Here is an 18132-nt window from a genome sequence, read left to right on the forward strand (position 1 = left end):
ACCTCTTCCCAAGACGTCGGGGCGAGTCAGCCCGCCCCGGTCAACTGGACGAAGACATCCTCCAGATCGGCCTCGCGGGTGGTGACATCCTCGATCGAATAGCCGTGACTCTGGACGAGTGCCAGCACCTGCCCCGCGCTTGCCGCGTCGCGATCGTAGGTGATGTCGATCCTGCGCGGCTCCACGACCTCGACCTTAAGGAAGGCTTCCTCGAGGAACGGCCCGGCAAGATCCTTGTCCACCGTGACCGAAACGATCTTCTCGCGCGCCATGCCGATCAGCTCGCGGGTCGGCTTGTCGGTGATGAGTTCGCCGTGGTTGATGATCGCGATCCGGTCGCACAGCTGCTCTGCCTCCTCGAGGTAATGGGTCGTCAGCACCACCGTCACCCCTTCGGCGTTGAGCTGGCCGACCAGTTCCCACAGCTGCCGCCGCAATTCGACATCGACGCCTGCCGTCGGCTCGTCGAGCACGAGGATCGGCGGCGAATGGACCATCGCCTTTGCGATCAGCAGGCGCCGCTTCATCCCGCCTGACAGCGTCCGGGCATAGGCGTCGCGCTTGTCCGACAGATGGACCGCGGCGAGCAGTTCCTCGCTGCGCCGGTCCTTGCGCGCGATGCCATAGAAGCCGGCCTGGTTCTCCAGCACCTCGTAGGGGGTGAAGAAGGGGTCGAAGACGATTTCCTGCGGCACGATCCCGATGGCGCGCTTGGCGTTGCGGGGATTGCGCTCGGTATCGAAGCCCCAGATTTCCGCGGAACCGCTGGTCTTGCGGACGAGCCCGGCGAGAATATTGATCAGCGTCGACTTGCCGGCGCCGTTGGGGCCGAGAAGGCCGAAGACCCCGCCCTGCGGAACATCGAAGCTCACGCCTTTCAGCGCCCGCTTGGCCGGCTCGCCCGGGCCGGGCGGGGCATATTCCTTGACCAGATTGTCGATCCGGATGGCGGGTGGCGTGGTCATGCCTCGCACCTAGGCCGCGCCCCTGCCGCGGACAAGGCGCAATCCCTTGCGCCAGAGCGCGGGGAACATTATCGCTCCGGCGCATGAGCCTGCCCCCGCCCGAAATCTCGAAAGTCACCACCCCCCGCGTCTGGTGCGACGGGGCGACCGACATTCGCAGCGGCCGGCTCTATCGCGCCGCGGCCCTCGGCCATCCGCGTATCTATCTGCAGATCGACGAGCACGGGTATGTCGATTGCGGTTATTGCGATCGCCGCTTCGTGCTCGAAGGCGGGCCGGCGGACGGGGCGGATCATGCGATGTTGCCCGATATCTCCGAAGGTAGCGACCCCGGCCACCGCTAGGCTCGTCAGGCGGCACAGGAACACCTATATCGGCGTCGATGACCGCGACCGCCGATCCCCACGCCCTGCTCTATTCCTCGTCCCTCAGCCCGGAAGAGGCGCAGGCGCTGACCCGCCGGCTGCTAGCGCGGTGCGACGATGGCGAGCTCTACCTCCAGTTCACTGCCAGCGAAGCCTTCGCCTTCGATGACGGCCGTCTGAAGACCGCCGACTACAACCGCGATGCCGGCTTTGGCCTCCGCGGCGTCTCGGGCGAGACGACCGGCTTTGCCCATGCGAGCGAGATCAGCGCGGCGGCCATTTCGCGCGCCGGCGAGACCTTGCGCCTGCTCGACCCGGCCGGAACCGCCCCCGCCCCTCCGCCCGAGCGTACGAACCGCCACCTTTATACCGATGCCTCCCCGCTCGATCTGGTGCCTTTCGCGCAAAAGGTCGCCTTGCTGGAGAAGATCGATGCGGTTGCCCGGGCGCGCGATCCGCGGGTGGCGCAGGTTTCAGCATGCCTCGCCGCCAGCTGGAGCGTCGTCGAGATCGTACGCCCGGATGGCCATGTCGCACGCGATATCCGCCCGCTGGTGCGGCTCAACGTCGGCATCGTCGCCGAGCAGAAGGGCCGACGCGAGACCGGCAGCTTCGGGCTTGGCGGTCGCTATCTTTACGGCCGCCTGTTCGACGAAGGCAGCTGGCTGCGCGCCGTCGACGAGGCCGTGCGCCAGGCGCTGGTCAATCTCGAGAGTGTGGCCGCCCCGGCAGGCGAGCATACCGTCCTTCTCGGCCCCGGCTGGCCCGGCGTGCTGCTGCACGAGGCGGTCGGCCACGGGCTTGAGGGCGATTTCAACCGCAAGGGGACCAGCGCCTTCGCCGGCCGGCTGGGGCAGCGGGTTGCCGCGCCCGGCGTCACGGTGATCGACGACGGCAGCATCGCGGAACGGCGCGGATCGCTCACCATCGACGACGAGGGCACGCCGACGCGCGAAACCGTGCTGATCGAGGACGGCATCCTCAAGGGCTACATGCAGGATCGCCTCAACGCCCGGCTGATGGGGGTCGAGCCGACCGGCAACGGCCGCCGCCAGGGGTACAGCCACGCCCCGATGCCGCGCATGACCAATACCTTCATGAAAGCCGGCACGGATGATCCGGCGGAACTGATGGCTCGCCTCAAGGACGGGATCTACGCCACCAGTTTCGGCGGCGGGCAGGTCGATATCGTCAGCGGCAAATTCGTTTTCGCCTGTACCGAGGCCTACAAGGTCGAGAACGGGCGGATCGTCGCCCCGATCAAGGGTGCAACGCTGATCGGCGACGGGCCGAGCGTACTTACCCGGGTCACCGGCATCGGCAACGATATGGCCCTGGACGAAGGCGTGGGCGTTTGCGGCAAGGCCGGGCAAAGCCTGCCGGCCGGCGTCGGCCAGCCGACCTTGCTGGTCGAAGGGCTGACGGTCGGCGGAACGGCGTGAATCTGCACTCAGCCGCCGTTCAGCGCGGGTAAGTATAGTAGCCGAATCGAGGAGAACGCTCATGATCAGATCGCTTGTTCTTGCCGCCGCCGCCATGTCGCTGGCCCCGATCGCCCAGGCGCAGGAGGCAGAGCCGGCCATGACCAAAGGCGAGGAGCGCCTTGCGAAACTGCTCGAAGGGCGCGTCGCGGGCGAACCGCGCGATTGCATCAACACTTTCGGTTCGACCCCGCTGACCCAGATCGACGGCACCGCGCTCGTCTATCGCAGCGGCGATACCGTGTGGGTCAACTACACCCGGATGCCCGAGGCGATCGACGACAGCGACTATCTGGTCATCCGCAAGTTCAGCACCAGCCGCCTGTGCCGCAGCGATCAGGTCACGACCCAGAGCCGCTTCGGCAACTTCTTCAGCGGCGTGATCATGCTGGACGAATTCGTGCCCTACCGCCGGCCCGAAGACGCGGGCTAGGTCCGCGTTTCTTCCGGCCCGGTCCGCGCCTGCCCGGTGGGGCATAGCGAGAGGGCCGGGCATTCGGGACACAGGGGCTTGGCCGGTCGACAGATTGCCCGGCCAAGCGCTTTCATCAATTGGTGATGCTCGTCGATCGTCGCTGCGTCCCATGACGGCGGCAGCAACGGCATGATCCCGTCATAGGCTTTGGCGGTCGAATCCTTTGGGCCGATCAAGCCGAGCCGTGCCAGGATGCGCAGGTGGTGCGTATCGAGCACCAGCGCCGCGCGGTCCAGCGTGCTGGTGTTGACCACTTGTGCCGCGATCTTGCGGCCGACCCCTGGCAGGCTTTCGAGCCAGGCGATCGCGGTAGGCGTATCGCAGCGCTCGAGATGGGTCAGATCCACCTTGCCTTTCCGCGCGACGATCGCGCCCAGCACATTGTGCACCCGCTTGGCGCTCTGGTTGGGGAAGCGGACACCCTTCAGCTCGTGTGCGATCCGGTCCACCGGCATCCTTGCGAGCGCGTCCCACGAGCCCAGCCGCGCCAGCACCCCGTCGGCCACCGCGCTCGATTGTTCGGATTGCATGCGCGAGCCGATCAGCCCCTGCACCATGCTCCATTCCGGCGTTCGGCGTCCATCGGCCCCGCGCCGTCGGTGGCCGAAGCGCTGGACCAGCGCATCCTGCAGGCGTTGCAGGATATGACGGCGAGGATCGCCGGCGGGGGCGGGGGCGGGGCCCGTCAGTCGCGCCCCGCGCAGTGCGCATCGAAGAAGGCCTCGCGCGCAGCCTTGTTCATCCCGGCGGTCGCATCGACGAAGGCATTGCGTTCATCACGGGTGGCGAAGACCCACACGCAGACGCTGTCCTCGCCGTGGTAGATCGCCTTCAGTTCATCGTCGATGGCGCACAGCTTGGGCGGCATCGCCACGGGCACGCACAGCGCGGCGGGGGGACGGATCACTCCCACTCGATCGTACCCGGCGGCTTGCTGGTGTAGTCGTAGACCACCCGGTTGATACCCTTGACCTCGTTGATGATGCGGGTCGAGACGCGGCTCAGGAACTCGCTGGCGAAGGGATAGACGTCGGCGGTCATTCCGTCGGTGCTGGTGACGGCGCGCAGTGCGCAGACGTTGTCGTAAGTGCGCCCGTCCCCCATCACGCCGACGGTCTTGACGGGCAGCAGCACCGCGAAAGCCTGCCAGATCGCATCGTAGAGCCCGGCATTGCGGATTTCCTCGAGATAGATCGCATCGGCCTTGCGCAGGATGTCGCAGCGTTCCTTCGTCACCTCGCCCGGGATGCGGATGGCGAGGCCGGGGCCGGGGAAGGGGTGGCGGCCGACGAAGCTGTCGGGCAGGCCAAGTTCGCGTCCCAGTTCGCGCACCTCGTCCTTGAACAGCTCGCGCAAGGGTTCGACCAGCTTCATGTTCATCCGCTCGGGCAGGCCGCCGACATTATGGTGGCTCTTGATCGTGACGCTCGGCCCGCCGGTGAAGCTGACGCTTTCGATGACGTCGGGATAAAGCGTCCCTTGGGCCAGGAAATCGGCCCCGCCGATGGCGCGCGCCTCTTCCTCGAACAGGTCGATGAACGCCCCGCCGATGAACTTGCGCTTCCTTTCGGGATCGGTCTCGCCAGCGAGGCCTGCCAGGAACTTGTCCTCGGCATTCACGTGGACCAGCGGAATGTTGTAATGTCCGCGGAACAGCGAGACGACCTGCTCCGCCTCGCCCTGCCGCATCAACCCGTGATCGACGAAGACGCAGGTCAACTGATCGCCGATCGCCTCGTGAATGAGCACCGCCGCGACCGCGGAATCGACTCCGCCCGAAAGACCGCAGATGACCTTGCCGTCCCCCACCTGGGCGCGGATTTCGGCAATCTTGGTTTCGCGGAACTCGGCCATGGTCCAGTCGCCGGGAAGCCCGCACACATGGCGCGCGAAATTGGCGATCAGCCGCGCGCCATCGGGGGTGTGGACGACCTCGGGATGGAACTGGATGCCATAAAGGCGCCGCTCCTCGTCGCAGGCCACCGCGAAGGGCGCGCCGGGGCTGGTGGCGACGCTGGTGAAACCGGGCGCGAGGGCGTCGACCTTGTCGCCGTGGCTCATCCATACCTGATGCTTTTCGCCCACCTGCCACAGACCGTCGAACAGGGCGCAATCCTGCTGGATCTCGATGAAGGCGCGGCCGAACTCGCCGGTGTCGTGCGACAGGACGGTGCCGCCGAGCTGATGGGCCATGACCTGCTGGCCATAACAGATGCCCAGGATCGGCACCCCGGCATCGTAGAGCGCCAGCGGGGCCAGCGGCGCGCCTTCGTCGTTGACGCTGGCCGGGCCGCCCGAAAGAATGATGCCGCGCGGCTGCATCCGCTCGAGCGCCGCCTCGGCCTGGCTGAACGGGGCGATTTCGGAATAGACCCCCGCCTCGCGCACCCGCCGGGCGATGAGCTGGGTCACCTGGCTGCCGAAATCGACGATGAGGATGGATTCGGGCGGCTGAGAGTCGGGCGCGGACGTCATGGGCCGCGGGGTTAAGGATGCGGCGCGGCGGTGTCCAGACGGCACGGGGGCGGCCGCCCGTCAGTTGCACGTGATGCAAGGAAACCTGAACTCACCCCCCCCGCGCTCGCGCCACCGGGCGATATGGCAAACGAGCGGGGGTACGGTCGCTGCCCCCCCTTCACCTCTTGCGGCTATCGGCGTTACGACCCTCAGCGCCCGCTCGCGACCCTGCGCCATCTTCGGACCCGACACCGCTGGCGAAGTCGAGGCGCCCCAGCCGCCACGCTGGATCGTCGCCCATCAGCTCTGCCGCCGGCGGAAGTTCGGTTGGCTGCTGCACCCCTTCGATGGTGGCAAAGACGTAGCGTCCGCTTTCCCGCAGGCGCACGCCGCCTTCGGGCCAGAGGCTCTGCAGGCGTTGCACCAGTCGCTGCGCCTCGGGCGAAATCTCGGGTCCTTCGAGCGCCCGCGGCGCCCCATCGAGGAGTTCGGCGGCAGCGGTCCGCATGTTGCTGATCCCGTCTTTCAGGATCGACAGCGCGATGAAGCCCGCCGCCACGCTGTCCGCCCACCAATAGCCAAGCCCGATGCCGAGCACCCCGAGGATGCCCGCAAGCCCCGTTTGCCAATCGGCCTTCTGCATCAGCGCATCGGTATGCAGCACCTTGTCGCGCAGGCGTCTGGCCACCGGTTGCTTGAGATGGCCGAGGATCACCGGGGGGACGATCGAATAAGCGAGCGCGGCGATCATCAGCCACCCGAGCCAGATGTCCTGTCCGAACAGCTTGACCGGAGGGACGGTCGGATGCTCCTGCATCAGCAGGGTCGTTATGCTCTCGTAAGCGATAAATCCCCCGACCATGGTCAGGGCTACCGCAGCGATCAGGAAGGCAAGGCTGTTGACCCGCACGAAGCCGAAGGGGAACTTTTCCGTCGCGTCCTTGCGCTCGAACCGCAAGGCCAGCAGCCAAGTGACGGCGGGCACCAAGCTCAAGAGGTCCTCGATCAGGGCGGACTGCATCGCCTTGCTGGCACCCATGGCAAGATACATCACGGCGACGATGCTTGCCATCCAGGCCAGCGTCCACAGCTCCAGCCGTCGCGCGCGGCGCAAGTCCTGTTCGAGTTCGTGCGGTATCCCGCTCATTGCTGCGCTTCCTCGACCGCGGTGATCCAGCCGTTTTCGCCCGGGCGGAAGGCGAAGCGCGGCACCCGCATGGACGGCGGCACGTCGTCCGGCCCCGCGGGCGGGGTGCCGAAATAGACCTGTTGCGCCCAGGGCGAATCATCGGCGAACTCGCCATAGACAAGATCGAGATTATCGGTTTCAAGCCGCTCGAGCAGGTCTTCGCCCGAACCGCTGCTGCGCACGACCTTTGCGCTGGTCCTTGCCGAAAGGCGCGCCAGCGTGGCCTCTGCGGCCTGATCGGGCTCTACCCCGCTGACATGACCGAGCCGGATGGTCCCGCGTTCCTTCACCCGGTCGAGCGTTTCGGCAGGGTCAGCCGGAATGCGCGCACACCCCGTCAGAAGGCCCAGCATCAGCGCGGCAGCTGCAATACGCGAATGACGAATGACGGCCTCCCTCGGCGCAAGCGACCGCTCTTCCGGCGGCCCTTACTCTGAGCTTAGCACTCAATCACGTTGACCGCGAGGCCGCCCTGGCTGGTTTCCTTGTACTTGCTCGACATGTCGAGCCCGGTCTGGCGCATCGTCTCGATCACCTGGTCGAGGCTGACGAAGGTTTCCGCGCCTTGCCGGTGCATGGCAAGGCGGGCGGCGTTGACCGCCTTGACCGCGCCGATCGCATTGCGCTCGATACACGGCACCTGCACCAGTCCGCCGACCGGGTCGCAGGTGAGGCCAAGATTGTGCTCCATCCCGATTTCGGCGGCGCTGGCGATCTGTTCGGGTGTGCCGCCCCACAGGGCTGCCAGCCCGCCCGCCGCCATCGAGCAGGCGACGCCGACCTCGCCCTGGCAGCCCATTTCCGCGCCGGAAATGCTGGCCCGCTGCTTGTAGAGCATCCCGATCGCGCCCGCCGTCAGCAGAAAGATGCGGCGCTTGTCCTCGCACCGACCTGCCCCTTCGCCCGTGCAATAAAAGCGGATGACCGCCGGGATGACCCCCGCCGCGCCGTTCGTGGGGGCCGTCACCACGCGGCCACCGGCGGCATTCTCCTCGTTAACGGCCATGGCGTAGCAGTTGAGCCAGTCGAACAATTGCTCGCGCTCGTTCGATTGGGGATTGGCTTCGAGCTTGTCCCACAGATCGGGTGCGCGCCGATGGACCTTGAGCCCGCCCGGAAGGATGCCGCGCTGGGTCAGTCCGCGGTCGATGCACTGGTCCATTGCGGCGGCGATCCGGTCGAGCCCGTCGAGCGTCCGTTCCCGCGGGCGGAAACTGTCCTCGTTGGCCAGCACCAGCTCGGCGATGGAAAGCCCGCTACGCTCGCACGCGGCGAGAAGCTCCGCGCCAGACCCGAAGTCGTGGGGTACGACGACGCCCGTATCGATCCGGTCGTCCTTGGGCGGGGAACGCAGCTGCGCCTCGGATGCGACGAACCCCCCGCCGGTCGAGAAATAGGTCCGCTCGATCAGTGGTGCGCCGCTCTCGTCGAAAGCGGCGATTCGCATGCCGTTGGGATGGAGCGCAGGCATGATATGCCCGGCCAGCGCGATGTCGCGCGCGGCGACAAAGCCGATCTCGTGGTCCCCGCCGCCAAGCCGCAGCCGCCCGCTTTCGCGGATCGCGGCAAGGGCCGCGGCGGCTTCGTCCGGCAAGGTCGTCTCGGGGCGGAAGCCGGCCAGCCCGAGGATGCTCGCATCGAGCGAGCCGTGACCCACGCCGGTCAGGGCCAGCGAACCCTGCAACTCGACATGGACCCGCGCCGTCCGCCCGAGCAGTCCGGCCTTGTCGAGCGCGCGGACGAACCGCCGCCCGATGCGCATAGGTCCGACCGTGTGCGAGGAGGAAGGACCGATCCCGATCCGGAAGATGTCGAGCACCGAAAGCATGCCGTAGGGGAATGCGCGCAAGGCGCTGCTTAATCAACCGGTTTCACCTGCAACCGGAACCCCCGGTATCGCTGTGGGTAAGCAGAGCGCCGAAACTTTGGCTTTTGTCTGCCTTGCGCCTATATACTGAACATGGACGAGAGCAGCGAAAAGCCGGGCGAAAGCGCCCGCAACACCAACGGTTACGGGGCGGATTCGATCAAGGTCCTCAAGGGCCTTGATGCCGTGCGCAAGCGTCCGGGCATGTATATCGGCGATACCGACGATGGCTCGGGCCTGCATCACATGGTTTTCGAGGTCAGCGACAATGCCATCGACGAAGCGCTGGCCGGCCATTGCGACCTCGTCCTGATCGAGCTGAACCCCGATGGCAGCGTCTCGGTAGAGGATAACGGGCGCGGCATCCCGGTCGACCTGCACAAGGAAGAGGGCGTTTCTGCCGCCGAAGTCATCATGACCCAGCTCCATGCCGGCGGCAAGTTCGAGAATACCAGCGACGACAATGCCTACAAGGTATCGGGCGGGCTGCACGGTGTGGGCGTGTCGGTGGTCAACGCACTGTCGGAATGGCTGGAACTGACGGTCTGGCGCGATGGCCAGGAACACTGGATGCGGTTCGAGCATGGCGATGCGGTCGGCCCGCTCAAGGTCGTGGGCAACGCGCCGCCGGTCGCATCGAACGGGGACGAACGCGGCCTCAAGAAAGGCACCCGCGTCACTTTCAAGGCGAGCGAGGAGACCTTCAAGAACGTCACCGAGTTCGATTTCGAAAAGCTCGAGCATCGTTACCGCGAGCTCGCCTTCCTCAATTCAGGGGTGCGCATCCTGCTGCGCGACAAGCGCCACGAGGACGTGGCCGAGCACGATCTGTTCTACGAAGGCGGGATCGCGGCGTTCGTGAAGTATCTCGATCGCAACAAGCAGCCGCTCATCGCCGAACCGATTTCGGTCAGCGCGGAAAAGGACGGTATCGGCATCGACGTCGCGCTGGAATGGAACGACAGCTATTACGAGAACGTCCTCACCTTCACCAACAACATCCCTCAGCGTGACGGCGGCACGCATCTGGCCGCCTTTCGAGCCGCACTGACCCGCACCCTCAACAACTACGCCACCTCTTCGGGCATGATGAAGAAGGAGAAGGTCAGCCTTTCGGGCGAGGACATGCGCGAGGGGCTGACGGCGATCGTCTCGGTCAAGCTGCCCGATCCCAAGTTCTCGTCGCAGACCAAGGACAAGCTGGTCAGTTCCGAAGTCCGCCAGCCGCTCGAATCGCTGATGGGCGAGAAGATGACCGAGTGGCTCGAGGAGAACCCCAACGAAGCCCGCGCGATCATTCAGAAGGTGATCGACGCCGCCGCCGCGCGCGAAGCTGCCCGCCGGGCCCGCGAGATGAGCCGCAAGGGCGCGATGAGCGTCGCCTCCCTGCCCGGGAAGCTCGCCGATTGCCAGGATCGCAATCCGGAGAATTGCGAGCTCTTCCTGGTCGAGGGTGACAGCGCCGGCGGCAGTGCCAAGCAAGGGCGCGATCGCAAGACCCAGGCGATCCTGCCCCTGAAGGGCAAGATCCTCAACGTCGAGCGCGCCCGGTTCGACCGCATCATCAGCTCGAAGGAAGTCGGCACCCTTATCCAGGCGATGGGAACCGGGTTGCGGGATGAATTCAACCTCGACAAGCTGCGTTATCACAAGGTCGTGATCATGACCGACGCCGACGTCGACGGCGCGCATATCCGCACGCTGCTGCTGACCTTCTTCCACCGCCAGATGCCCGAGATCGTCAAGGCCGGGCACCTGTTCATAGCCCAGCCGCCGCTGTACAAGGTGAGCCGCGGCAAGAGCGAGGTCTACCTGAAGGACCAGGCGGCATACGATCGCTATCTGGTCGATCAGGGGCTTTCGGGTCATCGGCTCGAAACGGCGGAAGGTACCTTGCCTACTGCGGGCACGGCGCAACTGGTCGATCACGGTTTGCGGATGCGCAACCTGCTCGCCTTCGTGCCGCGCAAGTACAATGGCGCCTTGATCGAGGCGATGGCGCTGGCCGGCGCCTTCGATCCCGAGGGTGACCGCATGGCTGGCCTGACCCGCGCTGCGGCCCATCTGCAGATGGGCGATAGCGAGGCGCGCTGGTCGGCGGATATCGGCGATGACGGTCTCGTCCGGTTCCGGCGCCTGTGGCGCGGAGTTACCGACGTGCACGAGATCGACCCCGCCTTTCTCGATAGCGCCGAGGCCCGCAAGCTGCATCGTCTCGCCGGCGAACATGCGGCCCTTTATGCCGCACCGGTGCGCTTCGTGAAGGACGCCGGCGCCCGCCCGGAACATGCGGACGACGAGGATGCGGGAGAGGACGGCGAGAACGAAAGCGAAACCGCCGCCGCCGGTCCGGACGGCGCGATCACCCTGCCCACCCAGCTGCTGGACGCGGTGATGGCCGCCGGACGCAAGGGGCAGAAGATCCAGCGTTACAAGGGCCTGGGCGAAATGAACGCCGACCAGTTGTGGGAAACGACGCTCGATCCCGACAACCGGGCGCTGTTGCAGGTCAAGGTTGAAGATGCCGATGTCACGGACGAGATCTTCACCCGCCTGATGGGCGACATCGTCGAACCGCGGCGGGAGTTCATTCAGAGCAATGCGCTGAACGTAGCCAACCTCGATGTCTGACGACTGGCGGGCGCCGGTGCCGCGCCGCCGGGGTGCCGCCCTCGAACAGGGCGGGTTCCTGCTGTTCCTGGCGCTCATCACGATCGGATTTCTGATTGTCATCCTGCCGTTCCTCCAGCCAGTCCTGTGGGCGGCCTTGGGGGCAATCATGTTTCAGCCCCTGTTCCGGTGGTTCGCCGACCGGCGGCCGGGCCATGACAGCGAGGCGGCCTTCGCCACGCTGCTGGCGATCTTTCTGCTGGTGGTCCTGCCCTCGTTCCTGATCGGGACACAGGTGGTCGAGGAAGCGAGCCGGCTGGTGCTGGCCTTCCAGCAGGGCCGGATCGATCTGGCCGACTGGTTCCGTCAGCTGTTCGGCGCCCTGCCGACACGGGTCCAGACGCTGCTCGCGGCACAGGGCTGGGGCGACTTTGCCAATGTTCAGCGGCGGGCCCAGATCCTCCTGCAGGACAGTGTCGGCCTGATCGCCCAGCAGGCGGTGGCGATCGGTAGCAGCGTCTTCGGCTTCGCGCTCAGCTTCGCGGTCTCGCTTTACGTGATCTTCTTCCTGTTGCGGGACGGGCGCGCAATCGGGGGGCATGTCCTCAGATCATTGCCGTTCGAACGCGCGATCGCCGATCACATGGCCACCCACTTCCTCGCCATCGTCCGGGCGACCATCAAGGGCTCGGTCGTCGTGGGCATCGTTCAGGGACTGCTCGGGGCCCTGACCTTCTGGATCGTCGGCATGCCCTCGGTGATGCTGCTGGGCGTGGTCATGGCAATCGCCTCGTTCCTGCCCGCGGTCGGGCCGGCGATCGTGTGGATACCGGCGGCGCTGTACCTGCTCGCAACGGGCGCGGTGTGGGAGGGCGTGCTGGTGATCGTCTCGGGCGTCGCGCTGATCGGCCTGGTCGACAACCTGCTGCGTCCGTTGCTGGTTGGCCGCGATACCGGCATTCCGGACTGGCTGGTCCTCGTGACGACGCTTGGCGGGATCGCGCTCATGGGCCTTTCGGGCATCATTGTCGGCCCGCTCGTTGCCGGGTTGTTCCTTGCCGCCTGGCATATCCTCGACGAACAGCGGACGATTGGCCCGCACGCGCATGCAACGCCGGCCGCAGGGCCGGCCGCCGGGCCGGCCGGCGGCTAGCTCGCCAGCAAGGTTGCGTTGCCCCCGGCTGCGGTCGTGTCGATGCACACCAGCCGTTCCGTCGCAAAACGCAGAACGTAATGGGGTCCGCCGGCCTTCGGGCCAGTGCCCGAGAGGCCCTCGCCGCCGAACGGCTGGCTTTCCACCACCGCGCCGATCTGGTTGCGGTTGACGTAGAAGTTGCCGACCTTTGCCCGGGCCTCGACGAAAGCCCGGGTGTCGTCGTTGCGGCTGTGCAGTCCGAGCGTCAGGCCGAAGCCCGTCGCGTTGATCTCGTCGATAACCCGGCCCAGTTCACTGCCGGCAAAGCGGGCGACGTGAAGGATGGGGCCGAAATTCTCGCGCTTGAGATCGGCGACCGAGCTGATCTCGATGATCGTCGGGGTGACGAAACAGCCCGCGGCGGCATCGTCGCCAAGTTCGCGGCGCCACACGTTTGCCCCGCCCTTCTCGCGCCGGGCGACGTGCCGTTCGAGCGCGGCCTGCGCATCCTGGTCGATCACCGGGCCCACGTCGGTCGACAGGGATTCCGGATTGCCCACTTCGAGCGCTTCGAACGCACCGCGGATCATCCGCAGCATCTCGTCATAGACATCGTCCTGCAGGTAGAGGACGCGCAGCGCCGAACAGCGCTGGCCCGCGCTCTGGAATGCGCTGGAGACGACGTCGCGGGTCACCTGTTCGGGCAGCGCGGTCGAATCGACGATCATCGCATTCTGCCCGCCGGTCTCGGCGATGAAGGTGGCGATCGGTCCCTCGCGCGCGGCAAGGCTGCGATTGATCGCCTGCGCGGTCTGGGTCGATCCCGTAAACGCGACCCCGGCGATGCGCGGGTCGGAGGTGATCATCTCGCCCACGTCGCCGGCGCCGGGTATCAGCTGCAATACCTCGGGCGGGATTCCGGCTTCGTGACAAAGCCGCACCGCGAGCGCAGCGATGAGCGGGGTCTGCTCGGCCGGCTTGGCGATCACGGTATTGCCCGCTGCCAGTGCGGCCGCGGGCGGGCCGATGAAAATCGCCAGCGGGAAATTCCATGGCGATATGCAGGCGAACACCCCGCGCCCGTTGAGCGTCAGGCGGTTCTCCTCGCCCGTCGGACCCGGAAGCGGGATCGGGGCGGAGAACAGCCGCCGCGCCTCGCCCGCGTAATAGCGCAGGAAATCGACGGCTTCGCGCAGTTCCAGCACCGCATCGACGAGGGTCTTGCCGGCCTCGCGCTGGCACAGGGACAGGAATTCGGCGGTATGCTGCTCGAACAGGTCCGCCGCCGCTTCAAGCAGGAGCGCGCGCTTCTGTCCGCCAAGCGCATTCCAGCCCGGCTGGATGGCAATTGCGCGGCCGATTGCGTCCTCGACCTCGCCTGGCAGGGCATCGCGGCGAATGCCGACTTCGGCGGCAAGATCATGAGGCTTGGTGATCGGCGCAAGTTCGCCCGAGGCCGGGCCGGGGAACGTCGGCTCCGCTCGCCATTGCCGGTCCGAAAGATTTGCGATCTCTTTCAGCAAGGGCTCGCGCACCAGCGGGTCCGACAGATCGACCCCCGCACTGTTTGCGCGGCCGGGAAAGATATTCCGGGGAAGCGGGATTGCAGGGTTGCGATAGGGCGTCAGCGCGCGCAGTTCGGCGACCGGATCGCCCGCGAGTTCATGCGCAGGCACGCCGGCATCGGCCATGCGGTTGACGAAGGAGCTGTTGGCGCCGTTTTCCAGCAGGCGCCGCACCAGATAGGCGAGCAGATCCTTGTGCGTACCGGTCGGCGCATAGATCCGCACCGTCGTACGGTCGTTGCCTTCCAGCTTGGCCAAGGCGTCGTAAACGTCCTCGCCCATGCCGTGGAGGCGCTGAAACTCGAACCGGCGAGGCTCGCCCGGCTCGTTCGCCGCCATCGCCTTGATGGCGCCGATGGTATAGGCGTTGTGGGTCGCAAAGGCGGGATAGATCGCATCCGGCGCCCCCAGCAGGCGGCGTGCGCTGGCGAGATAGCTCACATCGGTGGCAAGCTTGCGGGTGAAGACGGGAAAGTCGTTGAGCCCGCCGACCTGCGAGAGCTTGATCTCGGTATCCCAGTACGCGCCCTTGACCAGCCGGACGAAAAGGCGGCGGTCATGCTTGCGGGCAAGCCGCACGACCCAGTCGCACAGCGGCACCGCGCGCTTCTGATAGGCCTGAATGGCGAGGCCGAAGCCCTCCCAGCGGCCGCCGTCGGGGCAAATGAACAGGCTGTCGTCGCTGACCAGCGCCTCGATCAGGTCGAGCGATATTTCGAGCCGTTCGGCCTCCTCGGCATCGATGGTGAAATGGATATTGGCATCGCGCGCGGTGGCGGCAAGATCGCGAACGACCGGGAACAGGTCCGCAACCGCCTGTTTGGCGTGAAGGAAATGATACTTGGGATGAAGCGCGGAAAGCTTGATCGACAGGCCGGGCGATCCCTCCACCGTACCGGTGGCCTCCGCCGCCAGCCGCCGGATCGCGGCGGTATAGCTTTCCCGGTAGCGTTCGGCATCGGCATAGGTCATTGCCCCCTCGCCCAGCATGTCGAAGCTATGGGTAAGGCCGCGCGCGCGTTCCGGGGCGGCGCGCTTCAGCGATTCCTCGATCGTGCGGCCATAGACGAACTGCCCGCCCAAAATCCGCATCGCCTGCAAGGTCGCCTTGCGGATGACCGGTTCGCCGAGCCGGTTGACCGCACGTTTGAGGGTCGTTCCGAGCCCGCGCTGGGTTTCGGCCGGCCGCTCCAGCACCTCGCCGGTCAGCATCAGCGAAAAGGTCGCGGCGTTGACGAAGGTGGTCGAACCCTTCCCAAGGTGTTCGGCCCAGTCGATATCCCCGATCTTGTCGCGGATGAGGGCATCGGCGGTCGCCGTATCGGGCACCCGCAGCAGCGCCTCGGCAAGACACATCAGCGCGATCCCTTCCTCGGTACCGAGGCCGTATTGCTGGAGAAAGGCGTCGATCCCGCTTGCCTTGCGGGCGCGCGCACCTTCGATCAGCCGGACGGCCAGCGCCGCCGCCTGCCCGTGCGTCGCAGCATCGAGTTCGGCCTGTTCCAGCCGCCGGGCGACGCAGGCGTTTTCCTCGGCGCGGTAGGCGAGGCGCAAGTCCTCGCGCGAAATCGGCGTGACGTCGGCGGGATCGAGGAGGGCCATGAATTGTCCTGCAGGGTGGGGATGCGCCCCATCTGGACTGCCGCCGCCCCCTTTTCAACCGTCCTGCAAAGTGGCGAACCAGCCATCGATAGCCGCGGCAGTCGCAGGGGCCAGATGAAGCCCCAGCCGGCTTCGTCGCCACAGCACATCGTCGGCGGAGCGCGCGTATTCGTGCGCGGCGAGATAGCGCAATTCCGCTTCGTAGAGGTCGCCGCCGAAATGGCGGCCAAGTTCGGCCAGCGACGATGCGCCTTCCAGCACCAGGTCGATGCGAGTGCCATACGCGCGGCAGAGCCGCAGAAGGGTTTCGGGCGGCACCCAGACAAAGCGCTCGCTCGTGTGCCACAGGAAGCGGGCAAAATCACCTTCGGCCATGTCGCCGCCGGGCAGCGGAACGTCTCTGGTCCAGGCGCCACCCATCGGCATGACCTTGCCGAGCCGTGCCAGGGCATGTTCGGCCAGCTTGCGATAGGTGGTGATCTTGCCCCCGTAGACCGAGAGGATCGGCGCCCCGCCCCCATGATCGAGCTCGAAGACATAATCGCGGGTGACCTCGGAATTGGTCCTCGCCCGGTCTTCGTAAAGCGGGCGCACGCCGGCATAGGTGCGCACGATTTCGTCCGGGGCCACCGGGCTGCGGAAGTAGCGCGAGGCTGCGGCGCGCAGGTAATCAGCCTCTTCTACGCTCGCCTCGACGGTATCGGGCGAACCCTCGAAGCCGACGTCGGTCGTCCCTATGAGGGTATAGTCGCGTTCGAAGGGGATGGCGAAGACGATGCGCCGGTCGGGCTGCTGGAACAGGTAGGCATGTTCACCGGCGTAGGCGCGGCGCACGATGATGTGGCTGCCCTTGACCAGCCGGAGATGTGCCGGCGTGCCTTGCCCGAGTGCGAGCCGGGCAATCGCGTCAACCCAAGGGCCCGCCGCATTGACCACCGCCCGCGCCGTGACCGTCCGTTCGCCCCGCGCGGTGCGCAGCCGCGCGTCCCAGCAGTCCGCCCGGCGGGTAAGGCCGACGCATTCGGTCCGCGTGGCGATCACCGCGCCCCGGGCCGCGGCGTCGACGGCGTTCACGACCACCAGCCGCGAATCCTCGACCCAGCAGTCCGAATATTCGAACCCGCTGACGATATCCTCATGCAGGATACCGCGATGCGGCGGGCGGGAGAGGTCGATCCGTCCCGAACGTGGCAGCGAACCCCTGCCGCCGATGCGGTCGTAAAGCGCGAGGCCCAGCCGCAGCAGCCAGCGCGGCCGCATCCCGGGGCGATGGGGCATGACGAACCGCAGCGGCCAGATGATATGCGGCGCCGCCTTCAGCAGCACTTCGCGTTCGCGCAAGGCCTCGGCCACCAGCCTGAACTCGAACTGCTCGAGATAGCGCAGGCCGCCATGCACGAGCTTGGTGCTGGCGGACGAGGTATGGGCGGCAAGATCGTCCTTTTCCGCCAGCAGTACCGTAAGTCCGCGCCCCGCCGCATCCCGCGCGATCCCCGCCCCGTTGATCCCGCCGCCGATGACGAGGAGATCGAAGGCTTCGCTCATCCCGCGCGGAACAGCCGCCCGGCCACCGCATCGAGCTTGGCGAGCAGCGCGCGGTCATGCTTGTCGGGCGCGGTAATCACTGCATCATCAAGGGCGCGGTCGATCGGTGACGGCGTCCGGCGCGCGGGCAGGCTGCGGCAGAAGGCCACGATGGCCTCCCGGGCAAGCGCGGAGTTGCGGCGCATCTGTTCGATGACTTCGCCCACGTCGACCACCGCCTCGTCGTCGCGCCAGGCATCCCAATCGGTGACCATCGCGAGCAGCGCATAGGGTAGCTCCGCTTCCCGCGCGAGACGCGCCTCGGGCATTGCCGTCATGCCGATCACTTCAGCGCCCCAGTGACGATAGAGCCGGCTCTCGGCGCGGGTGGAGAACTGCGGGCCTTCAATCGCGATGTAGGTCGCTGCCTCGCTCACGGCGCCGCCGGCGCTTTCTACCGCCCTCGCTGCCAGCCGCGACAGCCGCGGACAGACCGGGTCGCCCAGCGAGACATGTGCGACCAGGCCATTATCGAAGAAGGTGGAAGCCCGCCCGCGGGTATGATCGATGAACTGGTCGACGGTGACGAAGCGGCCCGGGGCCAGGTCCTCCGACAGCGAGCCGACCGCGCTTATCGCCAGGATATCGGTGCATCCGGCCCGCTTGAGCGCATCGATATTGGCCCGCGCATCGACGCGCCCGGGGAGCCGGGTGTGGCCCCGCCCATGGCGCGGCAGGAACCGCACCCGCACATCGCCTATACGGCCGCACAGCACGTCGTCGGACGCCTCGCCCCAGGGCGATTTGATCCGCAGCCACTGTGCATCCTCGAGCTCGGCAAGATCGTACAGCCCCGAGCCGCCAATGATGCCGATGGTCCATTCGCTCATGCCGGGG

At 66.7% G+C, this 18132-nt stretch carries 15 protein-coding genes; 5 read left to right on the forward strand and 10 right to left on the reverse strand.

Going from position 1 to position 18132, the window contains the following annotated elements; genetic code table 11:
- Positions 1 to 26: 26 nt before the first annotated feature.
- Positions 27 to 965: an ABC transporter ATP-binding protein gene (locus ACHFFA_RS07675; RefSeq protein WP_394270255.1), complete on the reverse strand. Its 939-nt coding sequence runs from the start codon at positions 963 to 965 to the stop codon at positions 27 to 29.
- A gap of 83 nt (positions 966 to 1048) precedes the next feature.
- Between ACHFFA_RS07675 and ACHFFA_RS07680 the strand changes: the two genes are divergently transcribed.
- The 3 genes from ACHFFA_RS07680 to ACHFFA_RS07690 all read left to right on the forward strand — a co-directional run bounded on the left by ACHFFA_RS07680 (position 1049) and on the right by ACHFFA_RS07690 (position 3244).
- Positions 1049 to 1309, forward strand: a complete 261-nt coding sequence (locus ACHFFA_RS07680; RefSeq protein ID WP_394270256.1) for a zinc-finger domain-containing protein — start codon at positions 1049 to 1051, stop codon at positions 1307 to 1309.
- Positions 1310 to 1347: 38 nt separating this feature from the next.
- Positions 1348 to 2772, forward strand: coding sequence for a metalloprotease TldD (tldD, locus tag ACHFFA_RS07685; RefSeq protein ID WP_394270257.1), 1425 nt, complete (start codon positions 1348 to 1350; stop codon positions 2770 to 2772).
- Between the two features lie 61 nt (positions 2773 to 2833).
- Positions 2834 to 3244: a hypothetical protein gene (locus tag ACHFFA_RS07690; RefSeq protein WP_394270258.1), complete on the forward strand. Its 411-nt coding sequence runs from the start codon at positions 2834 to 2836 to the stop codon at positions 3242 to 3244.
- Here the strand turns inward: ACHFFA_RS07690 and nth are convergent.
- The 6 genes from nth to ACHFFA_RS07720 all read right to left on the reverse strand — a co-directional run bounded on the left by nth (position 3241) and on the right by ACHFFA_RS07720 (position 8760).
- The gene (nth, locus tag ACHFFA_RS07695; protein WP_394270259.1) at positions 3241 to 3843 is read right to left on the reverse strand and encodes an endonuclease III domain-containing protein; all 603 of its coding nucleotides are present in this window, start codon (positions 3841 to 3843) and stop codon (positions 3241 to 3243) included. The genes ACHFFA_RS07690 and nth overlap by 4 nt on opposite strands.
- A 128-nt stretch (positions 3844 to 3971) precedes the next feature.
- Positions 3972 to 4193 carry a hypothetical protein gene (locus ACHFFA_RS07700; protein WP_394270260.1) on the reverse strand — a complete coding sequence of 74 codons (222 nt, stop codon included), beginning with the start codon at positions 4191 to 4193 and terminating at the stop codon, positions 3972 to 3974.
- Positions 4190 to 5761, reverse strand: coding sequence for a glutamine-hydrolyzing GMP synthase (guaA, locus tag ACHFFA_RS07705; protein WP_394270261.1), 1572 nt, complete (start codon positions 5759 to 5761; stop codon positions 4190 to 4192). The genes ACHFFA_RS07700 and guaA overlap by 4 nt, the downstream gene beginning before the upstream one ends.
- Positions 5762 to 5921: 160 nt before the next feature.
- On the reverse strand, positions 5922 to 6890 hold the full coding sequence (locus ACHFFA_RS07710; RefSeq protein ID WP_394270262.1) for a cation diffusion facilitator family transporter: 969 nt from the start codon (positions 6888 to 6890) through the stop codon (positions 5922 to 5924).
- On the reverse strand, positions 6887 to 7285 hold the full coding sequence (locus tag ACHFFA_RS07715) for a hypothetical protein (RefSeq protein ID WP_394270263.1): 399 nt from the start codon (positions 7283 to 7285) through the stop codon (positions 6887 to 6889). The genes ACHFFA_RS07710 and ACHFFA_RS07715 overlap by 4 nt, the downstream gene beginning before the upstream one ends.
- 86 nt (positions 7286 to 7371) lie before the next feature.
- Entirely contained in the window at positions 7372 to 8760 is a 1389-nt protein-coding gene (locus tag ACHFFA_RS07720; protein WP_394270306.1) for an L-serine ammonia-lyase, read from the reverse strand.
- A 132-nt stretch (positions 8761 to 8892) separates the two neighbouring features.
- Here ACHFFA_RS07720 and gyrB point away from each other — a divergent pair, with 132 nt between their 5' ends.
- On the forward strand, positions 8893 to 11430 hold the full coding sequence (gyrB, locus tag ACHFFA_RS07725; RefSeq protein ID WP_394270264.1) for a DNA topoisomerase (ATP-hydrolyzing) subunit B: 2538 nt from the start codon (positions 8893 to 8895) through the stop codon (positions 11428 to 11430).
- A complete protein-coding gene (locus tag ACHFFA_RS07730; RefSeq protein ID WP_394270265.1) occupies positions 11423 to 12562 on the forward strand; it encodes an AI-2E family transporter in 1140 nt (379 codons plus the stop codon). Before gyrB ends, ACHFFA_RS07730 begins: the two co-directional genes overlap by 8 nt.
- Here ACHFFA_RS07730 and putA read toward each other — a convergent pair.
- From putA to ACHFFA_RS07745, 3 genes are read right to left on the reverse strand one after another with little or no spacing between them, the layout of a single operon-like run.
- Positions 12559 to 15711, reverse strand: coding sequence for a bifunctional proline dehydrogenase/L-glutamate gamma-semialdehyde dehydrogenase PutA (gene putA, locus ACHFFA_RS07735; RefSeq protein WP_394270266.1), 3153 nt, complete (start codon positions 15709 to 15711; stop codon positions 12559 to 12561). The genes ACHFFA_RS07730 and putA overlap by 4 nt on opposite strands.
- 54 nt (positions 15712 to 15765) lie before the next feature.
- Positions 15766 to 17256: a glycerol-3-phosphate dehydrogenase gene (gene glpD / locus ACHFFA_RS07740; protein WP_394270267.1), complete on the reverse strand. Its 1491-nt coding sequence runs from the start codon at positions 17254 to 17256 to the stop codon at positions 15766 to 15768.
- On the reverse strand, positions 17253 to 18125 hold the full coding sequence (locus tag ACHFFA_RS07745) for an S-methyl-5'-thioadenosine phosphorylase (RefSeq protein ID WP_394270268.1): 873 nt from the start codon (positions 18123 to 18125) through the stop codon (positions 17253 to 17255). The genes glpD and ACHFFA_RS07745 overlap by 4 nt, the downstream gene beginning before the upstream one ends.
- Between the last annotated feature and the right edge of the window lie 7 nt (positions 18126 to 18132).

Origin of the sequence: Qipengyuania sp., from assembly GCF_043423005.1 — a bacterium.
Classification (GTDB): Bacteria; Pseudomonadota; Alphaproteobacteria; order Sphingomonadales; family Sphingomonadaceae; genus Qipengyuania.

Bases quoted from the DNA above. Each gene is read 5' to 3' on its own strand.
- ACHFFA_RS07675 (WP_394270255.1), bottom strand. From the start codon at position 965: ATGACCACGCCACCCGCCATCCGGATCGACAATCTGGTCAAGGAATAT.
- ACHFFA_RS07680 (WP_394270256.1), top strand. From the start codon at position 1,049: ATGAGCCTGCCCCCGCCCGAAATCTCGAAAGTCACCACCCCCCGCGTC.
- tldD (WP_394270257.1), top strand. From the start codon at position 1,348: ATGACCGCGACCGCCGATCCCCACGCCCTGCTCTATTCCTCGTCCCTC.
- ACHFFA_RS07690 (WP_394270258.1), top strand. From the start codon at position 2,834: ATGATCAGATCGCTTGTTCTTGCCGCCGCCGCCATGTCGCTGGCCCCG.
- nth (WP_394270259.1), bottom strand. From the start codon at position 3,843: ATGGTGCAGGGGCTGATCGGCTCGCGCATGCAATCCGAACAATCGAGC.
- guaA (WP_394270261.1), bottom strand. From the start codon at position 5,761: ATGACGTCCGCGCCCGACTCTCAGCCGCCCGAATCCATCCTCATCGTC.
- ACHFFA_RS07710 (WP_394270262.1), bottom strand. From the start codon at position 6,890: ATGAGCGGGATACCGCACGAACTCGAACAGGACTTGCGCCGCGCGCGA.
- ACHFFA_RS07715 (WP_394270263.1), bottom strand. From the start codon at position 7,285: ATGCTGGGCCTTCTGACGGGGTGTGCGCGCATTCCGGCTGACCCTGCC.
- ACHFFA_RS07720 (WP_394270306.1), bottom strand. From the start codon at position 8,760: ATGCTTTCGGTGCTCGACATCTTCCGGATCGGGATCGGTCCTTCCTCC.
- gyrB (WP_394270264.1), top strand. From the start codon at position 8,893: ATGGACGAGAGCAGCGAAAAGCCGGGCGAAAGCGCCCGCAACACCAAC.
- ACHFFA_RS07730 (WP_394270265.1), top strand. From the start codon at position 11,423: ATGTCTGACGACTGGCGGGCGCCGGTGCCGCGCCGCCGGGGTGCCGCC.
- putA (WP_394270266.1), bottom strand. From the start codon at position 15,711: ATGGCCCTCCTCGATCCCGCCGACGTCACGCCGATTTCGCGCGAGGAC.
- glpD (WP_394270267.1), bottom strand. From the start codon at position 17,256: ATGAGCGAAGCCTTCGATCTCCTCGTCATCGGCGGCGGGATCAACGGG.
- ACHFFA_RS07745 (WP_394270268.1), bottom strand. From the start codon at position 18,125: ATGAGCGAATGGACCATCGGCATCATTGGCGGCTCGGGGCTGTACGAT.